This window comes from Cupriavidus basilensis OR16 (genome assembly GCF_000243095.1).
GTDB lineage: Bacteria > Pseudomonadota > Gammaproteobacteria > Burkholderiales > Burkholderiaceae > Cupriavidus > Cupriavidus basilensis_D.
On record NZ_AHJE01000017.1, the window covers coordinates 103379 to 122566 of the forward strand.

Annotated in this window: 15 protein-coding genes and 1 pseudogene; 9 read left to right on the top strand and 7 right to left on the bottom strand. The window is 67.3% G+C overall.

What is annotated here, in order from left to right:
* Positions 1-29 precede the first annotated feature (29 nt).
* Genes OR16_RS07185 through OR16_RS07195 form a run of 3 tightly spaced genes read left to right on the top strand, consistent with a single transcriptional unit; the run spans position 30 to position 2784 of the window.
* A complete protein-coding gene (locus OR16_RS07185) occupies positions 30-1034 on the top strand; it encodes an ABC transporter substrate-binding protein (protein ID WP_006157297.1) in 1005 nt (334 codons plus the stop codon).
* A 59-nt stretch (positions 1035-1093) separates the two neighbouring features.
* Positions 1094-1891 carry an ABC transporter ATP-binding protein gene (locus OR16_RS07190; RefSeq protein ID WP_006157298.1) on the top strand — a complete coding sequence of 266 codons (798 nt, stop codon included), beginning with the start codon at positions 1094-1096 and terminating at the stop codon, positions 1889-1891.
* A 47-nt stretch (positions 1892-1938) separates the two neighbouring features.
* Positions 1939-2784 carry an ABC transporter permease subunit gene (locus OR16_RS07195; RefSeq protein ID WP_043418812.1) on the top strand — a complete coding sequence of 282 codons (846 nt, stop codon included), beginning with the start codon at positions 1939-1941 and terminating at the stop codon, positions 2782-2784.
* 247 nt (positions 2785-3031) lie between these two features.
* Here OR16_RS07195 and OR16_RS07200 read toward each other — a convergent pair whose 3' ends face one another.
* The 3 genes from OR16_RS07200 to OR16_RS07205 form a co-directional block, all read right to left on the bottom strand.
* The gene (locus OR16_RS07200) at positions 3032-4156 is read right to left on the bottom strand and encodes a porin (protein WP_006157300.1); all 1125 of its coding nucleotides are present in this window, start codon (positions 4154-4156) and stop codon (positions 3032-3034) included.
* Between the two features lie 181 nt (positions 4157-4337).
* Positions 4338-4463 carry a hypothetical protein gene (locus tag OR16_RS47220; RefSeq protein WP_272942832.1) on the bottom strand — a complete coding sequence of 42 codons (126 nt, stop codon included), beginning with the start codon at positions 4461-4463 and terminating at the stop codon, positions 4338-4340.
* Between the two features lie 22 nt (positions 4464-4485).
* Positions 4486-5157, bottom strand: a complete 672-nt coding sequence (locus tag OR16_RS07205) for a TetR family transcriptional regulator (RefSeq protein WP_006157301.1) — start codon at positions 5155-5157, stop codon at positions 4486-4488.
* Between the two features lie 244 nt (positions 5158-5401).
* Here OR16_RS07205 and OR16_RS07210 point away from each other — a divergent pair, with 244 nt between their 5' ends.
* The 3 genes from OR16_RS07210 (at position 5402) to OR16_RS07220 (ending at position 11124) form a co-directional block, all read left to right on the top strand.
* Positions 5402-8698 carry a bifunctional cytochrome P450/NADPH--P450 reductase gene (locus OR16_RS07210; RefSeq protein ID WP_006157302.1) on the top strand — a complete coding sequence of 1099 codons (3297 nt, stop codon included), beginning with the start codon at positions 5402-5404 and terminating at the stop codon, positions 8696-8698.
* A 108-nt stretch (positions 8699-8806) separates the two neighbouring features.
* On the top strand, positions 8807-10021 hold the full coding sequence (locus OR16_RS07215; protein ID WP_043418818.1) for an MFS transporter: 1215 nt from the start codon (positions 8807-8809) through the stop codon (positions 10019-10021).
* A gap of 62 nt (positions 10022-10083) precedes the next feature.
* Entirely contained in the window at positions 10084-11124 is a 1041-nt protein-coding gene (locus tag OR16_RS07220; RefSeq protein ID WP_050982912.1) for a GlxA family transcriptional regulator, read from the top strand.
* Here OR16_RS07220 and htpX read toward each other — a convergent pair.
* From htpX to OR16_RS07240, 4 genes are all read right to left on the bottom strand, one after another.
* Positions 11114-11992, bottom strand: coding sequence for a protease HtpX (htpX, locus tag OR16_RS07225; protein ID WP_006157305.1), 879 nt, complete (start codon positions 11990-11992; stop codon positions 11114-11116). The two genes, OR16_RS07220 and htpX, sit on opposite strands and share 11 nt — an antisense overlap.
* A 145-nt stretch (positions 11993-12137) precedes the next feature.
* Positions 12138-12590 carry a hypothetical protein gene (locus tag OR16_RS07230; protein WP_237716972.1) on the bottom strand — a complete coding sequence of 151 codons (453 nt, stop codon included), beginning with the start codon at positions 12588-12590 and terminating at the stop codon, positions 12138-12140.
* Positions 12575-14398: an NAD(P)/FAD-dependent oxidoreductase gene (locus OR16_RS07235; protein ID WP_006157307.1), complete on the bottom strand. Its 1824-nt coding sequence runs from the start codon at positions 14396-14398 to the stop codon at positions 12575-12577. The genes OR16_RS07230 and OR16_RS07235 overlap by 16 nt, the downstream gene beginning before the upstream one ends.
* 54 nt (positions 14399-14452) lie before the next feature.
* Positions 14453-15964 (bottom strand): polyamine aminopropyltransferase, encoded by a 1512-nt coding sequence (locus tag OR16_RS07240; protein WP_006157308.1) that lies wholly within the window; start codon positions 15962-15964, stop codon positions 14453-14455.
* 241 nt (positions 15965-16205) lie between these two features.
* Between OR16_RS07240 and OR16_RS07245 the strand changes: the two genes are divergently transcribed.
* From OR16_RS07245 to OR16_RS07255, 3 genes and pseudogenes are all read left to right on the top strand, one after another.
* On the top strand, positions 16206-16592 hold the full coding sequence (locus tag OR16_RS07245; RefSeq protein ID WP_006157309.1) for a DUF350 domain-containing protein: 387 nt from the start codon (positions 16206-16208) through the stop codon (positions 16590-16592).
* 61 nt (positions 16593-16653) lie between these two features.
* Positions 16654-17645, top strand: a pseudogene (locus OR16_RS07250) (SPFH domain-containing protein).
* A 21-nt stretch (positions 17646-17666) separates the two neighbouring features.
* A complete protein-coding gene (locus tag OR16_RS07255; RefSeq protein ID WP_006157311.1) occupies positions 17667-19187 on the top strand; it encodes a DUF4178 domain-containing protein in 1521 nt (506 codons plus the stop codon).
* The last annotated feature ends 1 nt before the right edge of the window (position 19188 follow it).

Consider the following 19188-nt stretch of genomic DNA (forward strand, 5'->3'; position numbering starts at 1 on the left):
CTGGCGTCGGCAAAACCAGGGAGACAACGATGAATCCATACAGGAAGGGCGCGCTCGCCGTCGCCTTTGCGGCACTTGCGGTAGCGCACACGGCGCAGGCGGCCGATGCGAAGCTGTCGATCATGGTCGGCGGCGCGACCAAGATCATCTACCTGCCCGCCAGGCTGACCGAGCAACTGGGCTACTTCAAGGACGAAGGGCTGGACGTCGAGATTCTCTCGCAACCGGCCGGGGTCGACGCTGAAAACGAACTGCTGGCCGGCGCGGTGCAGGGCGTGGTGGGCTTCTACGATCACACCATTGACCTGCAAAGCAAGGGCAAGGAAGTGATGGCCGTGGTGGTCTTCGGCAAGGTGCCTGGCGAGGTGGAGATGGTGGCCACGCGCGCGGCCGGCCAGCTCAAGAGCATGGCCGATGTGAAAGGCAAGACGCTCGGCGTGACCGGCCTGGGCTCGTCGACCAACTTCCTGACACAGTACCTGGCCTTCAAGGCGGGCGTGCCGCCCAGCCAGTACACGGTATTGCCGGTCGGTGCCGACAACAGTTTCATGGCCGCGATACGCCAGAGCCGCATCGATGCCGGCATGACCACCGAACCCACCATCTCGCAATTGCTCAAGACCGGCGAGGCGCAGGTGCTGGTCGACATGCGCACGGCCGAGGGCACCACCCAGGCGCTGGGCGGGCTCTACCCGGCCTCGAGCCTCTATATGCAGCGCGCCTGGGTGGAGGGGCACAAGGAGCAGGTGCAGAAGCTGGCGCGCGCCTTCGTCAAGACCATGCGCTTTATCAAGACCCACAGCGCCGAGGAGATCGCGCAAAAGATGCCCAAGGACTACTACGGCAATAACCGCGAGCTCTACGTCAAGGCCTTGGACGCCTCGCGGGCCATGTTCACGGACGACGGCAGGATGCCCGCCGGCGGTCCGGAAACGGTGCTCAAGGTGCTTGCCTCGTTCGATCCGACCGTCAAGGGCAAGCACATCGAACTGGGCCGCACGTTTACCAACGAGTTCGTCGACCACGCCAAGTAAGGCGCCAGGCGAACATCCGGTCCGCGCCGCGCGGCGCGCGCGGACTGCAAGGAACCATCATGACCAATACCGTGCCGCAAGACGTGCCAGCCATCGAATTCGAGCGTGTCTCCTGCCGCTTTATCGCGCCCGATGGCACCGCCACCGTGGCCTTGCGCGACTTCTCCATGCGTGTGGGCAAGGGCGAGTTCGTCGCCATCGTCGGACCGACAGGATGCGGTAAATCGACCACGCTCAGCCTGATCACCGGCTTGCTCAAGCCGAGCACCGGCGAGGTGCGGCTCATGGGCAACCGCGTGAACGGCATCGACCCGCGCATCGGTTTCGTGTTTCAGGCCGATGCGGTCTTCCCGTGGCGCTCGGTGCTGCATAACGTGGCGGCGGGGCCGCTGTTCCGCGGCGCCCGCCGTGACCAGGCCTATGGCCTTGCCGAAGAATGGGTGCGCAAGGTCGGGCTGGCCAAGTTCGGCAACCACTACCCGCACCAGTTGTCGGGCGGGATGCGCAAGCGCGTGGCGCTGGCGCAGACCTTCATCAACAACCCGCAGATCCTGCTGATGGACGAACCCTTCAGCGCGCTGGACATGCAGACCCGCACGCTGATGCAGGACGAGTTGCTGCAGCTCTGGTCGCAGAACGCCGGCTCGGTGGTGTTCGTCACGCACGACCTGGAAGAAGCCATCGCCATGGCCGACCGGGTCTTCGTGCTCACCGCGCGTCCGGCCACCCTCAAGCGTGTTTACGAAATCGACCTGCCGCGCCCGCGTGTGACTTCGGAGATCCGCTACGACAAGCACTTTGTCGAACTGTCGCGCGAGATCTGGGCCGATCTGCGCGAGGAAGTCCACATCGACTGAAGCGGCTTCGCCAACCGTAGCCACCGTCAACGCCAATGAATATGAATATGGAAGCAAACACGGCCCTGGCCGACGAACTCGACGCCTTTGAACGGGAAGCCAGGCTAGCCATCCGGCGGCGGCGCCAACTGATCATCACCCTGCGCATCGCCTTGCTGGTAGTGACGCTGGGCGGGTGGGAGCTGGCGGGCCGGCTGCAGTGGATCGACCCGTTCTTTTTTTCCATGCCTTCGTTGATCGCGGAACAGATCTACGACTGGTTCGTCAACGGCACCTCGCAGGGACCCCTGCTGGCGCAGGTGGCCGTCACGCTGGAAGAGACCGGGCTGGGCTTTCTGATCGGCTCGGTCGCCGGCGTGATCTGCGGCATCGTGCTCGGGCGCAACAAGCTGCTGGCTGATGTGTTCAGCATCTACATCCAGATCGCCAACTCCATCCCGCGCGTGGTGCTGGGCTCGATCTTTGTGATCGCGCTAGGCCTTGGCATGGCCTCCAAGGTGGCGCTGGCGGTGGTGATGGTGTTCTTCGTGGTGTTCGGCAATGCCTTCCAGGGCGTGCGCGAAGCCGACCGCTACCTGATCGCCAATGCGCAGATCCTCGGTGCCTCCAAGCGCCAGTTGACCTTCGCCGTGGTGGTGCCGTCGGCGTTGAGCTGGATCCTGGCCAGCCTGCACGTCAGCTTTGGCTTCGCGCTGGTCGGTGCGGTGGTCGGTGAGTTCCTGGGTTCCAAGCAGGGCATCGGCCTGCTGATCGCCACCGCGCAGGGCGCCTTCAATGCCAGCGGCGTGTTCGCGGCGATGATCGTTCTGGCCGTGGTGGCACTGGCGGCCGACTTCCTGCTGACCACGCTGGAAAACCGCCTGCTCAAATGGAAGCCGGGCAACCTGGCCTGAGCGTCACGGCGCTCTCTATCTCCCTTGCCCACGCCGACTCCCCGTCGGCGTGGGCTTTTTTACTTCGGGCGGTGGATGACTTGGGAGCGCTCACCCTCTCCCCCGGCCCCTCTCCCACAAGTGGGAGGGGGGAGCAAACCTGAAGCACTGAACGCAACGTCCGGACGAAAAAAACCCGGCTTGTGGCCGGGACAAGGAAAGTTCGGAGCCAGGCCCGCGCCGCGAGGCGCGGGCCGATGCAGCAGGATCAGAAGCGTGTGCGCATACCCACGGCGAACTCGCTCTGATGCGCGAAGCCGTTCGATTGCGCGGCATGGTAGCCGTGCTGCAGGAACATGTAGTCCGCCGCCAGGTAGACCTCGGTGCGCTTCGAGAAGTGATAGAAGACCGAGCCGTACACCGTGTTCTTGCGGCCGCTGTCGGTCGCGGTGGAGTTTGTGGTGTTGCCGTAAGCGTTGATCGTGAAGCCATCGGCATTCAGGGCGGCGTGGCCGGCCTTCATCATCTGGTAGCCGATCTCGTAGTCGAAGGCGCCTGCCGGGTCGATCTTGAGCGACACGGTGTAGGCATCGTCCTTGCGCTGGCCCAGCGCGCCCTGGTCCGCGGTGTAGTGGAAATAACCCGCGTTGGCGCGCACGATGCCCCACACATAGTTGCCACCCACCGAGTAGGTGCGGTTGCGGTTGCCCGCGACGTTGGCCGTGGTAAAGAAGCTGGAGAGGTGGAAATTGCCGCCGTTGTAGCCGAGGGTGACCGTTTCGGTGGTGTTGCGCGACGGCGCGCCCGGCACTTCGCCGAACTGATAGCCCGCGCCGGCGGTCAGGCCGTTGTCGAACAGCTTCTTCCACACCACGCCATTGTCCATGCGGGTGCCGGTGGCGCTGCCTGCATAGAACACCAGCTGCTTGAAGTTGTTGTTGTTGGTGTAGCCGCCTTCTTCCGTGGTGATGGCCGCCGGGCCGTAGGGATCGCCATAGAGGCCGGAGGCCATCGGGTCGCGCCCGAGCGCATTCTGGCGGCCGAAGGTCAGCTTGCCGAAGACGTCGCTGTTGATGCCGACCCAGGCGTCACGGTTGAACAGCACGCCGGGGGTGTCCATCTTGCCGTCGTAGCTGGTGAACTCGCTCTCCAGCTTGAAGATCACCTTGGTGCCAAAGCCAATGTCTTCCGCGCCGGTCAGGCCCCAGCGGTTGCCGCTGAACCAGGCAGGCTGGTGGTAGCCGGTGAGGCGGTGGCCGCTGGCATCGGCATTGCTGATGGTGCTGATGGTGGTGTCGATGAGGCCGTAAAGCGTCACGTTCGATTGTGCGTTGGCGTGGCCGGCAAAGGCCGCGCCGATCGCCAGCGCGAGGGCTGTGTATTTCGTTTTCAAGATGGTCTCCTCGGGGGCTCGCTAGTCTTGTCGATGATTCGGGGCTGCTCACGGGCCGCGCACATGTCACGGCCATGAGAGAAGCCCCTGCATCGTAGGCATGGCAAGCCTTCATCCAGCTTTCCCGCCGTTGCGCGGCCGGCTCAGGGAAAATACCGAGGAAACCCGGCTGGGCAGGTATTCAGCCGCCTGCCACCCGCGTTGCAAACGCAGCCGCGTAGGGCGGCGCGGCGAGCGGCTCCGTGGCAACGGTGGCGTCCAGGTACAGCCGCGCCCCACGGCCGATGGAGTCGCCGTGGAACATCACGCCGTGATGATCGTTGCTGAGTTCAATGCGGCCGGCGTTCCGTCGGCTTGCGCTTGCGCGCAGGTGCGGGTACGGGCGCCGGTTGATCCTGCGCCCGCTGCTGTTCGGCCGCGCCGCGAAGCAGCCAGCTGATCAGCTGCCTGGACTGCTGGATGCGCAGGCGGCGTCCCTTGGCGTTATCTTCGAGATAGTCCGTGGACAGGTGGAACAGGTAGGACACCACATAGCCACAGAGGTCGTCGATGATGGGGCGCGACAGCCCGGGACAGAGCGCCAGCCGTTCGATGTCTTCCGCCATCTCGGCAGCGATATCCGCCAGTACCTGGCGCACCGCTTCGCGCAGCGCCGGCTGCGGGCCGGTGCTGCCGCACACGCCGACAAAGAAGGCGCCGGGGTGGGCATCGGCGTAGGCGAAGAAGGCGTCGCAGGCGCGGGTGGCGACCTCGCCGGGGCTGTCCTGCGCCACGGCCCAGCGCACCGCGCGCAGCATGGGCCGCAGCTCGTTGCCGACCTCGGCCACGGCGCTCAGCGCCAGGTCTTCCATGTCGCGGAAGTGGCGATAGAAGGTGTTGGGGTTCAGCCCCGCCTCACGCGCCAGCTCGCGCAGGCCGAGGCCGGCGAAGCTGCGCCTGGCTGCGGCCAGGCGCAGCGCCGCGTCGATCAGTTTGCGTTTGCCGCCGGCAACGTCTTCCATGGTGTCAGGCAAAAAGTTAAGGCCGGGATACCCCGGCGTGAGCGCATCCGGTTTGGAATTGACACTCGGTCTACATTCGTCTACTTTGCTGCAAAAGTAGACGTTTGTCTACGCCGGTTTGCACAGGAAAAGCCATGCACCCGGCAAAAATCAGAACAATGAGCAAGAGACTCAAGACGGCGCCTGGCGCCCCTTGGCCCGATCCTGGCGTTTCGCCCGCCGATAACCATCTGGTGACCTGAACATGCAGCGCGTCTCCACTCCCGCCTCCACCGCCCCGGCCGCTCCTGCCACCGCCGCGCCTGCCGCGCACCCCGCGCGCGCGCTCGAACCGATCCCGCGCGACCCGGGCTGGCCGCTGGTCGGCAACCTGCTGCAGGTCACGCCGGGCAAGATCGGGCAGCACCTGCTGGCGCGCAGCCGCGCCTTCGATGGCATCTTCGAGCTGGATTTCGCCGGGCGCCGCGTGGCGTTCGTGAGCGACGCCGCGCTGGTGGGCGAGCTGTCGGACGGGCAGCGCTTTCGCAAGATCGTCGGGCCGCCGCTGTCTTACCTGCGCGACCTGGCTGGCGACGGCCTGTTTACCGCGCACGCCGAGGAAGAGAACTGGGGCCGTGCCCACCGCATCCTGATGCCAGCCTTCAGCCAGCGCGCCATGAAGGGCTACTTCGACGTGATGCTGCGCGTGGCCAACCGGCTGGTCGACAAGTGGGACCGCCAGGGCGCCGACACCGACATCCCGATCGCCGACGACATGACCCGGCTCACGCTGGACACCATCGCGCTGTCGGGATTCGGCTATGACTTCGATTCGTTCGCGCGCGAGCAGCTGCATCCCTTTATCAACGCCATGGTCGGCGCGCTCGAGGAGGCCATGGGCAAGCTCACGCGTTTCGCGCTGCAGGACAAGTTCATGCACAAGGCGCACCGCAAGTTCGCCGATGATATCCAGTACATGCGAGAGCTGGTGGACGACGTGGTGCGGCAGCGCCGCGCCGCGGCGGGTAAGGACGCCAGCCAGCCGCCGCCGCACGACCTGCTCAACCTGATGCTGGAGGCGCGCGACCCCGATACCGACCAGCGCCTGGACGACGTGAACATTCGCAACCAGGTCATCACCTTCCTGATCGCGGGGCACGAGACCACCAGCGGCCTGCTCACGTTCGCGCTGTATGAGCTGCTGCGCCATCCCGGCGTGCTGGCGCAAGCCTACGCCGAGGTGGACGCGGTGCTGCCGGGCGACGCGCCGCCGGTCTATGCCGACTTGGCGAAGCTGCAGGTGATCGACCGCGTGCTCAAGGAAACGCTGCGCCTGTGGCCCACGGCGCCTGCGTTTGCGGTGGCGCCGTTCGAGGACACGGTGATCGGCGGGCGCTACCTGATCCGCAAGGACCGCCGCGTCTCGGTGGTGCTCACCGCGCTGCATCGCGATCCGAAGGTGTGGGCCGATCCGGAGACGTTCGACATCGACCGCTTCCTGCCCGAGAACGAAGCGGAGCTTCATCCGCATGCCTACAAGCCGTTCGGCAACGGCGAGCGCGCCTGCATCGGCCGCCAGTTCGCGCTGACCGAAGCCAAGCTGGCGCTGGCCCTGATGCTGCGCAACTTCCAGTTCAGCGATCCGCATGACTACCAGTTCCGCATCAAGGAAACGCTGACCCTGAAGCCGGATGCGTTCACGCTGCGCGCGCGGCGGCGCCGTGCGCATGAACGCATCGTCACCGCCGCTGCGGCCAGCATTGCCAGCGCGCAGTCGCAACCGCCGGTGGTGCGCGGCAATGGCCAGCCCCTCTCCGTGCTGTGCGGCTCCAGCCTGGGCACCGCGCGCGAACTGGCCGAGCAGATTCATGCCGGTGCGCTGGCGGCCGGCTTTGCCGCCACGCTGCGTGACCTCGACGAAGCGGTGGGCGCGTTGCCTACCGATGGGCTCGCCGTGATCGTGGCGGCCACTTACAACGGGCGCGCACCCGATTCAGCGCGGCGCTTCGAAGCCATGCTCGATAGCGGCGATGCCGGCGGCTACCGCGCAGCGAACCTGCGCTTTGCGCTGCTCGGCTGCGGCAATTCGCAATGGGCTACGTACCAGGCATTCCCCAAGCGCCTGCACGGCTTTTTCAGCGCGGCCGGCGCGGTGCCTTTGCTCGCACGTGGCGAGGCGGATGGCAATGGCGATTTCGACCACGCTGCGGAGTCGTGGCTTGCCGCGCTGTGGCAATCGCTGCAAGCGCTGCGCGTGGAGCAGGGCGCGGCACCCGATGCGGCGGGCGCGAGCCAGATCGCGGTGCGGCTGCGCGATATCGCCACCATCCGCGCGAGCACGCTGCCGCCGTCGACGCAAGCCTTCACGGTGCTGGCCAACACGGAACTGGTGAACGATCCGGCGGGCCTTTGGGACTTCGCGCTGGAAGCGCCGCGCACCGCCACGCGCGACATCCAGCTGCGCCTGCCGGGCGGCGCAAGCTACGCGACCGGTGATCACCTCGCGGTTTATCCACAAAACCATCGCGCCACCGTGCGGGACCTGTGCGAGCGGCTCGATCTCGATCCCGATGCCATGGTGACGCTGTCCGCCGCGCACGCGGGCGCCGCGCGCGGCTTGCCGCTGGACGAGGCACTGCCCTTGCGCGAGCTGCTGACGCATTTCATCGAGCTGCAGGACGTGGTGTCGCGCCAGACGCTGCGCACGCTGCTGCAATACACGCGCTGCCCGGTCACGCGCGCGGCGCTGGAGCGGCTCGGCTCGGACCACGCGGACGACGGCTACGCGGCACAGGTAGCGGCCCGGCGGATGGGGCTGGTGGACGTGCTGGTGCGCCATCCCGCCATCGAGCTCACGCTGCCGGGCTTGCTGGCCTGCACCGTGGCAATACGGCCGCGTTTCTATTCGATCGCTTCGTCACCCCTGGTCTCGCCGGAGGTGGCGACCATCACCGTTGGCACCGTGTGGTCGCCCGCGCTGTCAGGGCGCGGCATGTTCCGTGGCGTGGCATCCACGTGGCTGCAAGGGCTCGCGCCGGGCGCGGTGGTGGCGGCCGCCATCCGCACGCCCAACCCCCCGTTCGCGCCGGATCCCGATCCGGCGCGCGCGATGATCCTGGTGGGGCCGGGCACCGGCATTGCGCCGTTTCGCGGGTTCCTGGAAGAGCGCGCGGCGCAAAAAGCAGCCGGGCAAGCGGTGGCCGCCAGCCAGTTTTACTACGGCTGCAGGCATCCGCAGCACGACTGGCTGTACCGCGATGACGTCGCGCGCTGGCAGTCCGAAGGCGTGGTGCAGGCGCATGCGGCGTACTCCACTAGCGCCGCCCCGGACCAGCGCTACGTGCAGCACCTGCTATGGCGCGATCGGCAAGCCGTGTGGGCGATGCTGCGGGACGGCGCCACGATCTACGTGTGCGGCGACGGGCGGCAGATGGCGCCGGCGGTGCGGCGCACGCTGATCGAGATCGCGGCGCAGCAGGGCGGCATGAGCGAGGCCGCGGCCTCCGACTGGCTGGCGGGCATGGTGGCACGAGGGCATTACCGGCAGGACGTGTTCAACTAGCCCAACCAGGAGCCGGTTGGCAGGATTCTGCGGATCGTTGTCAGCCGGCATGGTCCCGCTTCTCGTACGCTCGATGCCATCCCCGCCTCTTTCCTACCGGAGCGCCCGATGGCACGTCCCGCGATGTCGCAAGCCCGGGTCCTGGTACTCTGCCAGGCCTTGTTCACCTCGGCCCTGTCGGTCGACCTGACCCTGACCGGGCTGGTCGGCTACACGCTCGCGCCCGACAAGGCGCTGGCCACGCTGCCGTTCGCGCTGATCACGGTGGCGTCGGCGCTGACCGCCATCGCGGCCGCCTTCCTGATCGAGCGGCTGGGCCGCCGTATCGCCTTTTCCCTCGGCGGGCTGGCGTGCTGCGCGGGCGGGTTGGTGTCGGTGTGGGCCATCTCGCATCATGACTTCGTGGCGTTCTGCGTCGGTACGGCGCTGGTCGGCGTATTCCAGGCATTCGCGCGCTTCTACCGGCTGGCCGCGGCGGACGCCGCCGCGCCTGTGGATAAGCCGCGCGCCATTTCCACCGTGCTCACCGGCGGCGTTGTGGCCGCGGTGTGCGGGCCCGCCATTGCCGCGTGGAGCAGCGACCTGATGGTGGCGCAGCCCTTCGCCGGATCGTATGCGGTGGTTGCGCTGTTCGGGATGGCCACGGTCGTGCTGCTGGCATTTGGCTATCGGGAGCCGAACCCGCACGCCGCTGCGGCGCCAGCCGAACCGGGCGCCACCGCGCTGCCCGCGCGCCCGCTCGCGCAGATCGCGCGCCAGCCGGTGTTCCTGGCGGCGTTCGCCAACAACGGCATCGGCAACGCGGTGATGATGTTCGTGATGACCGCCACGCCGATCGCCGCGGTGGCATGCAGCCATACGATCGCGCAAGGCGCGCAGATCATCGAGTGGCACCTGGTGGGGATGTACGCGCCGTCGTTCTTCTCCGGCTGGCTGCTGCAGCGCTTCGGGCGCGGGCCGATGCTGATGTGCGGCATCGCGCTCGCTGCCATGGGTTCGCTCGTGGCCCTGGCATCGACGGCGCTGCCGGCCTTCTACGCGGCCTTGCTGTGCCTGGGCATCGGCTGGAACTTCATGTTTGTCGGCGGCACCACGCTGCTGGCGGAAAGCTACCGGCCCGCCGAACGCGCGCGGACCCAGGCGTTGGCCGAATTCTCCGCCGCCGCGCTGACCGCGCTGGCCACGCTCGCGGCCGGGCAGGTGCTCTATCGCTATGGCTGGCAGGCGGTCAACCTCGCTGTGCTGCCGGCACTGGCGGTGGCGCTGCTGCTCACGCTGGGCTGGCAGCGCAGCGCACCGCGCGCGGTGGTGCTGGCCGGATAGGCACCACCGCCAGTATGATCTGCGGCAACCGCATCTACACTTTCGCCCCCGGGTCACCGTCCATGCCGCCCCCCATTCCCCTGCCAGGCGATCCGCCACGCATCGTCGTGCTCGTCGCGCCGGACCCCGCGCAGGAACTTGATGTGACCGGGCCCAGCGCGGTATTTGGCCATGCCAACCGGCTCCCCGGCCGGGCCTCGCCCGCCTACGACATCCGCATTGCCAGCGTGCGGGACGACAGCCTGGTGCACACCGAAAGCGGCATCCGGCTGCTGGCCGACGCGCCATACCACCGCATCGGCACGATGCTGCCCGGGCCTATCGATACCTTGCTGATCGCCGGCGGCTCCGGCCACGCGGCGGCGGCCGACGACGCGCGCCTGATCGGCTGGATACGCGAGCAGGCACCACGCGTGCGCCGCCTCGGCGCGGTCTGCACCGGCGCCTTCGTGCTGGCGCGTACCGGGCTGCTGGACAGCCATCGCGCAACCACGCACTGGCGCCACGCCGCGCGGCTGGCCGAGCGCCATCCGCTGGTGGAGGTGGACCCGGATCCGATCTGGATCCGCGCGGGCGATCTGTACACCTCGGCCGGCGTTACCGCGGGCATGGACCTGGCGCTCGCGCTGGTGGAGGACGATCTGGGCCATGCCGCTTCGCTGGCGGTGGCGCGCGAACTGGTGCTATTCCTGCGCCGTCCCGGCAGCCAGGCGCAGTTCTCCACGCTGCTGCAGGCGCAGAGCGCGCAGAGCCCGGAGTTGCGTGAATTGCAGGGATGGATGGCCGAGCACCTGGCGCGTGACCTGTCGGTGCAGGTGCTGGCAGAACGCGTGGCGATGAGCCCGCGCAACTTCGCGCGCGTGTTCGCGCGGCAGGTCGGCGAAACGCCGGCGCGCTACGTGGAGCGGCTACGCGTGGAGGCGGTGCGCCGGATGCTGGAGGACGACGGGCGACGCCTGGATGGCATCGCCCGTGCTACCGGATTTGCTAACGCCGACGTGATGCGCCAGGCGTTACAGCACCATGTGCAGACCACGCCGGAACGCTACCGGGCAGCGTTCCGGGCGAAGCCGGAAGTGCCCGGCAAGGATCTCAGCCCTTAGCCTGCAGCGCGGCAATGCGCTGCTCGATCGGCGGGTGGCTGGAGAACAGCGACAGCCACGACTTGCCACCGGCGATGCCCATCGCCTGCATGTTCTGCGGCAGGCCATCCGCCTCCAGGCCGCCCAGGCGGCGCAACGCCGCCACCATCGGCGTGGGGCTACCCATCAGCTTGGCCGCGCCGGCGTCGGCGCGGTACTCGCGATGGCGCGAGAAGGTCGCCACGATGATGCTGGCCAGGATGCCGAACACGATCTCGCACACCACCACCGTGATCATGTAGCCGATGCCTGGGCCGCTCGATTCTTCATCGTTCTTGCGCAGCATCGAATCCACGAAGTAGCCGACGATCCGCGCCAGGAAAATCACGAAGGTGTTCACCACCCCCTGGATCAGCGTGAGCGTGACCATGTCGCCATTGGCGATGTGGGCGACTTCGTGCGCGAGCACGGCCTCCACTTCATCGTGCGACATGGTCTGCAGCAGGCCCGTGGATACGGCGACCAGAGAGCTTTTCCTGGTGGCGCCGGTGGCGAACGCATTGGCTTCGCCCTCGTAGATGGCCACTTCGGGCATCGGCAGGCCAGCGCGGTCGGCCAGCTTTTGCACGGTCTGCACCAGCCAGACTTCGGTGCCGTTGCTGGGCTGGGTGATGACCTGTGCACCGGTCGACCACTTGGCGATGGTCTTCGACATCAGCAGGGAGATAAAGGAACCACCGAAGCCCATCAGCGCGGCGAATGCCAGCAGCATGCCAAGGTTCAGGCCATTGCCGCTCAGGAAGCGATTCACGCCCAGCAAGCTGGCGGTGAAGCTGAGGACAAGCATGACGGCGAGGTTGGTCGCCAGGAAGAGCAGGACGCGTTTCATGTTTTATGTGAGGAAGTGATCAATGCCATGTTGAAAACGGAGGGCGCGCATCGCTAGCACGCGCGCGCGTGCTGGAGATTAACGACAGGAAAGCCGGGAGCTACAACGAGGGCGCACGAGGTGCAACCGCGCGCGCGGAGCAGACTCAGGCGCTGGGAGGGCGCTGCTGAAGTGGGAGGTCGGGGTCCGGCATGGCGCCCGCGCGGTGCGTGGGTGCGCCACTGCAGGCAAGCCCCGCAGTAAAACGCAGGGGCGAGGCCGGCAACAGGGATTCGGCGAGGTCGGCGCCGGGCTGCGAAGGATCTTTTGCGTCGCCGGCATCAACGGCATCAACGGCATCAACGGCACCCGGAGCGCCGCTGGCATCGATGGCGGCGGCATGATCCACATCGGCAGCCGTGGCGAAAGCGGCCTGGTCTTGTGCCACCTGGGGCGCCGTGCTGCACGCGTCCGCCAGCACCGCGTTGCCCACTGCGCACGCGCGTGCGCCTGCCCAGCTTTGGAAGGGCATAACGGCAAGCATCAGGAGCAGCAGCAGGAAGCGGATTGCGCGCACAAAAAAATCGAAGTCGGGATTGCGTGTCAGCGGGTTCGACACGAAATCGCGCAAAGAATTCTACAGGATGCCGCGCCGCGGCATGTTATGGCGAGAGAAGCACTTGACGGCGCACAGCCGAGGATCCTCCGCGCGGCGCGCGTGCCCCACCACGCTGCCTCCTCGAACACCGACACGCCAGACAGGTCCGCATGGGCGAACAGGATGCGGCCGTCGGCGGCGCGCAGGGCAGCGGCACCGGCGTTGCCCAGGAAGCCCGTGCGCGGCGAGGCCATGGCGTGCCCGCGCACGGTGATCTCCACCGCATCCGCGTGGCGCCAGAAGGCGCGGCCGTAGACCGTGCGCAGATCGGTGGTGGCGTAGTCCATCAGTTCGGCGGGGCTGGCCCCGGCCAGCCAGCGGCGGGTGTCGGCGAGCGAGCGCAGTGCGCTACCGGCATCGGTGCCGGTAGCGGCCGCAGCGTCGAGCGGGCAATACGCCGTGAAGACCGTGGCCGCCGGCCTGGCCTGCCGGATCAGCTGATGGGTGCTGACCACATAACCCAGCCCGCGTCCGCCGTGCACCACGTTGTCCCACGCCAGCGGCACGCCGGGCGCTTCCGGCGGGAAGCCACGCAGGCGGAAGCTGGACACCATCCACGACGCGGTGGGCGGCAGGTGGCGCGCCGGGTCGAAACCGAATTCGCGCAGCGGCGCCACGCGGGCAGCCACATGCAGGGGCATGGCGCAGATCACGCGCCGCGCGCGGATGCGGTACCGCTTGGGCGGCCCGGCGCCGACGCCATCCGGCCACCAGGCGCATAGCACCGACACTTCACGGCCTTGCTCCTGCACTTGCAGCGCCATGCCGGGGCGGCGCCAGGGCGGGGCGCCAGGCTTGACGCCGCGATGCGCATCGATCCGCGCCGAGAGCCGCGTCACCAGCGCATGCAATCCATCCGGCCAGGTCAGCACCGCGCCATCGGCCGCATCGCGCGCATGGCCCGCGCGGCTGGCGAAGTAATACAGCCCCGCCCACGCCGAGATCAGGTCGTGCCCCGCGCCGTAGTCGTCGCGGCAGCAGTAGTCGACATAGGTGTGCAGCGTCGGCGCGGTAAAGCCCTCGGCCAGCATCCACTGCCGCATGCTTTGCTGGTCAAGCCCGGTCCAGGCCGGGTCTTGCGAGGCCAGCGCCAGCGGGATGGCAAAGGCCTTGCGGCCGTCGCTGCCGCGCGCGCTCTTGAGTTGCTCGACGCGCGCGAGAAAGCGCGTGTGCTGCGCCGCCACTTCGTCCGGCGCGGCGTCGCTGGGCAGCAGGCCGTCGTGCCATTTGCCCTCGAAGAACAGGCGCTCGTCCGGCGCATGCACCAGCGCGCGCTCGTCGAACTCGGGCCGCGCGGCAAACGGGTCGCGCCGGATCACGCCGGTGTCGGCCAGCATCTCGCGGATATGCGTGGATTCGGGCGAGGGCAGCGGCAGATAGTGCGCGCCGCGCGGGAAAGCCAGGTCGCCGCCGAAGCTTCCGGCCGCCGCGTTGCCGCCGAACTCCGGCCCGTCCACCAGCAGGAAGTCCGTGAGGCCGCCACGCGCCAGTTGCCACGCGGCGCTGAGCCCGGCCACGCCGCCGCCCAGGATGGCAACATCGGTGACGATCTCGTCCTGCGCGGCAACGGCCGACGGCCAGCTGGCGGCATCGCGCAGCGCGTGGCCCTCGGCCATGCCGGGGCGCAGCACGACGGGCATGGGCTCGCGCAGGCCGACGCCGGCCAGGAAGCGATTGGCATCGTCGCCCAGGCGATCGCAGCCGGACAGCAAGCCCAGGCCGGCCGCGCCGGCGCCGGCGCCGGCGATCAGGAAGCGGCGGCGATCCATGCCGGCTCCGATTGCGGGAGGTACCGATGGTGCGGGTGATGCGGGTGATGTGGATCAGCGGATGACATTGCGCCAGTCCTGCTCGAAATCATGCACCAGCGACTGCTCGTTGAGCCGGTTCGCGCGCGCCTCGCGCGGCGCCATGTCGGCGGGGAAGCGGAACATCAGCGCGGTGCTGTCGGCGTCGAGGAACTTGAGCGGCACGGTGTAGCGCGTGGGCGGCGTGTAGTCGCCGCGCTTGCCCGCGAGGATGAAGCCCCATTCGCCGAAGGACGGCACGTAGGCATGGTAGGGCCAGGTATGCAGGCCGGCCTCGCGCAGCGTGGCGTCGATATCCCAGAACGAGCGCGGCGCAAAGTACGGCGAGGTGGACTGCACCACCGCATAGCCTTTCTCGGCGAGATGGTGCGACATCAGCTTGTACATCGGCACCGAGTACAACTTGCCGAGACCGAAGTTGGACGGGTCGGGCAGGTCGACGATGATGGCGTCGAACATCTCGTTGTGCTGCTCCATCCATTGCGCGGCGTCGGCGTTGACCACCTGCACGCGCGCATCCTTGAGCGAGCCCTGGTTGAGCGCCACCAATGGCTCGCTGCGCGAGAACAGCGTGGTCATGGCCGGGTCGAGGTCGACCAGCGTGACGTGCTCGATATTCTTGTGCTTGAGGATCTCGCGCACCGCCAGCCCGTCGCCGCCGCCGATCACCAGCACGCGGCGTGCCCACGGCAGCGCCTGCAGCACCGGATGCACCAGCGCCTCGTGGTAGCGGTGTTCGTCGCGCGAGGAGAACTGCAGGTTGCCGTTGATATAGAGGCGCATGTCGTCCTTCCAGCGCGTGATCACCAGGCGCTGGTACGGCGTGCTTTCGCTATGGATGATCTCGTCGCCGAACATGCCGCGCTCGGCCCAGTGGGTGAGCCGCCCGGAGGCCAGGAAGCCGCCCGCCAGCAGCACCAGCACCAGCGACGCGCGCAGCATGCGCGACATTACCGGCTTGAGCTCATCGCGGAAGATATGGATGGTGACCAGCGCCACGCCGGCATTGAGCATGCCGAACAAAAAGCCGGTGCGCGACAGCCCCAGGCGCGGCGCCAGCACCAGCGGGAACACCAGCGAGACAGCCAGCGCGCCAAGGTAGTCGAACGTCAGCACCCGGCTGACCAGTTCGCTAAAGGCGGTGCGGCGCGTGTTGAGCACCCGCATGACCAGCGGGATCTCCATGCCCACCAGCACGCCGAGCACGAACACCATGGCGTAGAGCGCGGTGCGAAAGGGCGCCGACAGCCAGGCGAACACCACGAACAGCAGCGCTGCCGAGATGCCGCCGAGCAGGCCGATCAGGATCTCGATATCGATGAAGCGCGCCAGCACGTCCTCGTCCTTCACATAGCGCGACAGCCAGGAGCCCACGCCCATGGCGAACAGGTAGCAGCCGATGATGGAAGAAAACTGGAGGATGGAGTCGCCCAGCAGGTAGCTGGACAGGGCGCCGGCAATCAGCTCGTAGCCGAGCCCGCAGGACGCCACGATCAACACCGAAAGAACAAGGGTACGGTCGCGCATCAGGGTAGGAATCGGATAGGGAGCCGGGCAGGCAGGCGTGACGCTCAGGCGAGCCGCCGCGCGATGCGCGCTCGCCTGGCAGACCGCAAAAAGTTGTGATGAACCGAAATGGACAACGGATATACTTGGGCGCTAACTGCCAACAATGCTGATATCGCCAATATGGCTTCACGATTCACAGCTTGCTCACCGTTGCCGCAGCCCGGGACACCGTTGTAGAACCAGCCGGAGAACAACCAAGATGCAAGCCATCTACGCCTACGTGCTGCACCTGCTGGCCGGCCTCGCCCTGCTGGCGGTGTTCGTCGGAGTCTACACCAGGATCACGCCGTTTCGCGAGTTCTCGCTGATCCGCCAGGGCAACCTCGCGGCGGCGCTTTCGCTGTCGGGGGCGATGATCGGTTTTTGCTTTACGCTGTCGTCCAGCATCCAGCACAACGACACCTTCCTGATGTTCCTGGTGTGGTCGGTGGGGGCGATGCTGGTACAAGCTCTGGCCTATGCGGGCCTGGCGCGCGCGCTGCCCGACATGGACGCCGCGATCGAATCGAACAATATCGGCATGGGCGGCCTGATGGGCGCTATTTCAGTGACGGTCGGCCTGATCAATGCCGCCTGCCTGTCGTGACTTCGTGACTTCGTGACTTCCTGAACCTGCTGGAACATTGCTGAGAACCCTGGGGATTGCCATGAGCATCGGATCGTTCATCAAGAAGCAGTTTATCGACATCCTCCAATGGACGGAGGACACGGACGGCGTACTGGCCTGGCGCTATCCGATGGAGGATATGGAAATCCAGTACGGTGGCAGCCTGACCGTGCGCGAGTCACAGATGGCGGTGTTCGTCAACGAAGGCAAGATCGCCGACGTGTTCGGGCCCGGCATGCACAAGCTCACCACGCAAACGCTGCCGGTGCTGACCTACATGTGTACTTCTTCAGCACGCGCCTGCAGATCGGGCGCAAGTGGGGCACTGCCCAGCCGATCACCATCCGTGACGCCGATTTCGGCATGGTGCGGCTGCGCGCCTTTGGCCTGTACTCGTACAAGGTGGCCGACGCCGCCAAGTTCTATACCGAGATCAGCGGCACGCGCGCCGAGTACACCCGCGACGAGGTGGAAGAGCAACTGCGCAACCTGCTGATCGCCACCATGACCGCCACGCTGGGCGGCGCCTCGGTGCCCTTCCTGGACATGGCCGCCAACCAGGCGCTGATGTCGCAGACCATCCGCGACAAGCTGGCGCCCGAGTTCGAGCGCTATGGCGTGGCGCTGGACAACTTCGCGGTGACCAATGTGTCGTTGCCGGAAGAACTGCAAAAGGCCATCGACACCCGTATCTCCATGGGCATGATGGGCGATATGGCGAAGTTCACGCAGTACCAGGTCGCCACCTCGATCCCGCTGGCCGCGCAGAACGAGGGCGGCGTGGCCGGCCTTGGCGCCAGCCTGGCGGCCGGCGCGGTGATGGGCCAGGCCATGGCGGGCGGGCTTGGCGCCGCCGCGGGCGTCCAGCCTGCCGCGTCCGCCGCGGCAGCGGCGCCGGCTGCAGTGGCAGCGCCCGCCGACGATCCCGCCGCGCGCCTGCAAAAGCTCAAGGACCTGCTCGACAAGAGCCTGATCTCCCAGGCTGAGTTCGACACCGCCAAGGCCGAGATCCTCAAGAAACTGGTCGGCTGAGCGCACCCCTATCCCTTAAGCATGCAAGAAATCAACTGCCCAAGCTGCGGTGCGCCGGCGGCCTTCCGCTCGTCCGCCGCGGTGATGGTGGTGTGCGAGTTCTGCCACAGCACGCTGCTCAAGGACGCCGACACGGTCAAGGACATCGGCAAGATGTCCACCGTGCTGGAGGACTACACGCCGCTGCAGATCCACACCTCGGGCCAGTGGGACGGGCAGGGCTTCACCCTGGTCGGCCGCATCCAGCTGCGCTACGACTCCGGCCTGTGGAACGAGTGGTACCTGCTGTTCGACGATGGCAGCGACGGCTGGCTGGCGGATGCCTCCGGCCAGTACATGCTGACCCGGCGCGTCACCGCCGGGCAATCCGCCGCCCAGCTTAACGGCGTGGCGCTGCCGCGCTATGACCAGCTCACGCCCGGCACGCCCCTGTACTTCGACAAGCATCGCTACCTGGCCAGCGACGTGCGCAGCGCGCGCTGCACCGGCGGCCAGGGCGAACTGCCGTTCACGGTAGGCGCCGGATGGACCGCGCAGGTCGCGGACTTCCGCGACGAGGGCCGTTTCCTCACGCTCGACTACGCCGACGGCGATCCGCCCGCCATCTATACCGGCCAGGCGGTCACGCTCGACCAGCTCAAATGCCAGTTGCTGCGCGAGGCCGACCAGATCGCCGGCACCGCCGAGCGCTACCGCGGCAAGGCCGTGCCGCTGGCCTGCCCGGGCTGCGGCGGCCCGATCGCTTACCGCGCGGGCGTGGCCAGCTTCGTGGTCTGCCCGAGTTGCCATAGCGAGATCGACTGCTCCACTTCAACGGCGCTGGTGCTGGAAAAGCAGCGTGAGCTCGATGCGCTCAAGACCAGCCTGGCGCCGGGCGACATCGGCAACATCGACGGCAAGCCGTATACGGTGCTGGGCCTGATGCAGTGCACCGACAACGACGAGGAAGAAGCCTCGACCTGGGTCGAGTACCTGCTGTTCAACGAACAGCAGGGCCTGATGTGGCTGGTGGAGCAGGACAGCGGCTGGGACCGGGTCGAGGTGCTGGATACCTGGCCGCGCATGGTCTCCGGCACGGCCGCAAGCTACCAGGGCCAGACCTTCCAGCAAGGCTACGACTACGAGAGCGAGGTGCTGTACGCGGCCGGCACCTTCAACTGGCGCGTCAAGGTGGGCGACACCACGCGCCTGACCGAATTCGGCAAGCCGGCGCGCCGGCTCACGCGCGAGACCTCCGACACGGAGATCGTCTGGACGTTGTCCACCACCGTGGCACGCGCGCAGCTGGCGCAGTGGTTCAAGTCCAGCCCGGGGCTGGCCGAGGCCGCCCGCGCGCCGCAGGCAGCGCGCGCATCGGCCTCGGGCAATAGCGCCGACCTCGCCTTTTGCCGCAAGAGCGCCCAGGTCTACGCCATCCTCCTCGCCATCCTCAATGTCCCGGTGGCCCTCGTCACCGATCGGGGCTGGTTCACTATCGTCATCGGCTTCCTGCTGCTATGGGTGCCGATCTGGCTGGTCCAACGCTGGGCCGGAAAGGATTGAG

Bases quoted from the DNA above. Each gene is read 5' to 3' on its own strand.
- OR16_RS07185 (WP_006157297.1), top strand. From the start codon at position 30: ATGAATCCATACAGGAAGGGCGCGCTCGCCGTCGCCTTTGCGGCACTT.
- OR16_RS07190 (WP_006157298.1), top strand. From the start codon at position 1,094: ATGACCAATACCGTGCCGCAAGACGTGCCAGCCATCGAATTCGAGCGT.
- OR16_RS07195 (WP_043418812.1), top strand. From the start codon at position 1,939: ATGGAAGCAAACACGGCCCTGGCCGACGAACTCGACGCCTTTGAACGG.
- OR16_RS07205 (WP_006157301.1), bottom strand. From the start codon at position 5,157: ATGGAAGACGTTGCCGGCGGCAAACGCAAACTGATCGACGCGGCGCTG.
- OR16_RS07210 (WP_006157302.1), top strand. From the start codon at position 5,402: ATGCAGCGCGTCTCCACTCCCGCCTCCACCGCCCCGGCCGCTCCTGCC.
- OR16_RS07215 (WP_043418818.1), top strand. From the start codon at position 8,807: ATGGCACGTCCCGCGATGTCGCAAGCCCGGGTCCTGGTACTCTGCCAG.
- OR16_RS07220 (WP_050982912.1), top strand. From the start codon at position 10,084: ATGCCGCCCCCCATTCCCCTGCCAGGCGATCCGCCACGCATCGTCGTG.
- htpX (WP_006157305.1), bottom strand. From the start codon at position 11,992: ATGAAACGCGTCCTGCTCTTCCTGGCGACCAACCTCGCCGTCATGCTT.
- OR16_RS07235 (WP_006157307.1), bottom strand. From the start codon at position 14,398: ATGGATCGCCGCCGCTTCCTGATCGCCGGCGCCGGCGCCGGCGCGGCC.
- OR16_RS07240 (WP_006157308.1), bottom strand. From the start codon at position 15,964: ATGCGCGACCGTACCCTTGTTCTTTCGGTGTTGATCGTGGCGTCCTGC.
- OR16_RS07245 (WP_006157309.1), top strand. From the start codon at position 16,206: ATGCAAGCCATCTACGCCTACGTGCTGCACCTGCTGGCCGGCCTCGCC.
- OR16_RS07255 (WP_006157311.1), top strand. From the start codon at position 17,667: ATGCAAGAAATCAACTGCCCAAGCTGCGGTGCGCCGGCGGCCTTCCGC.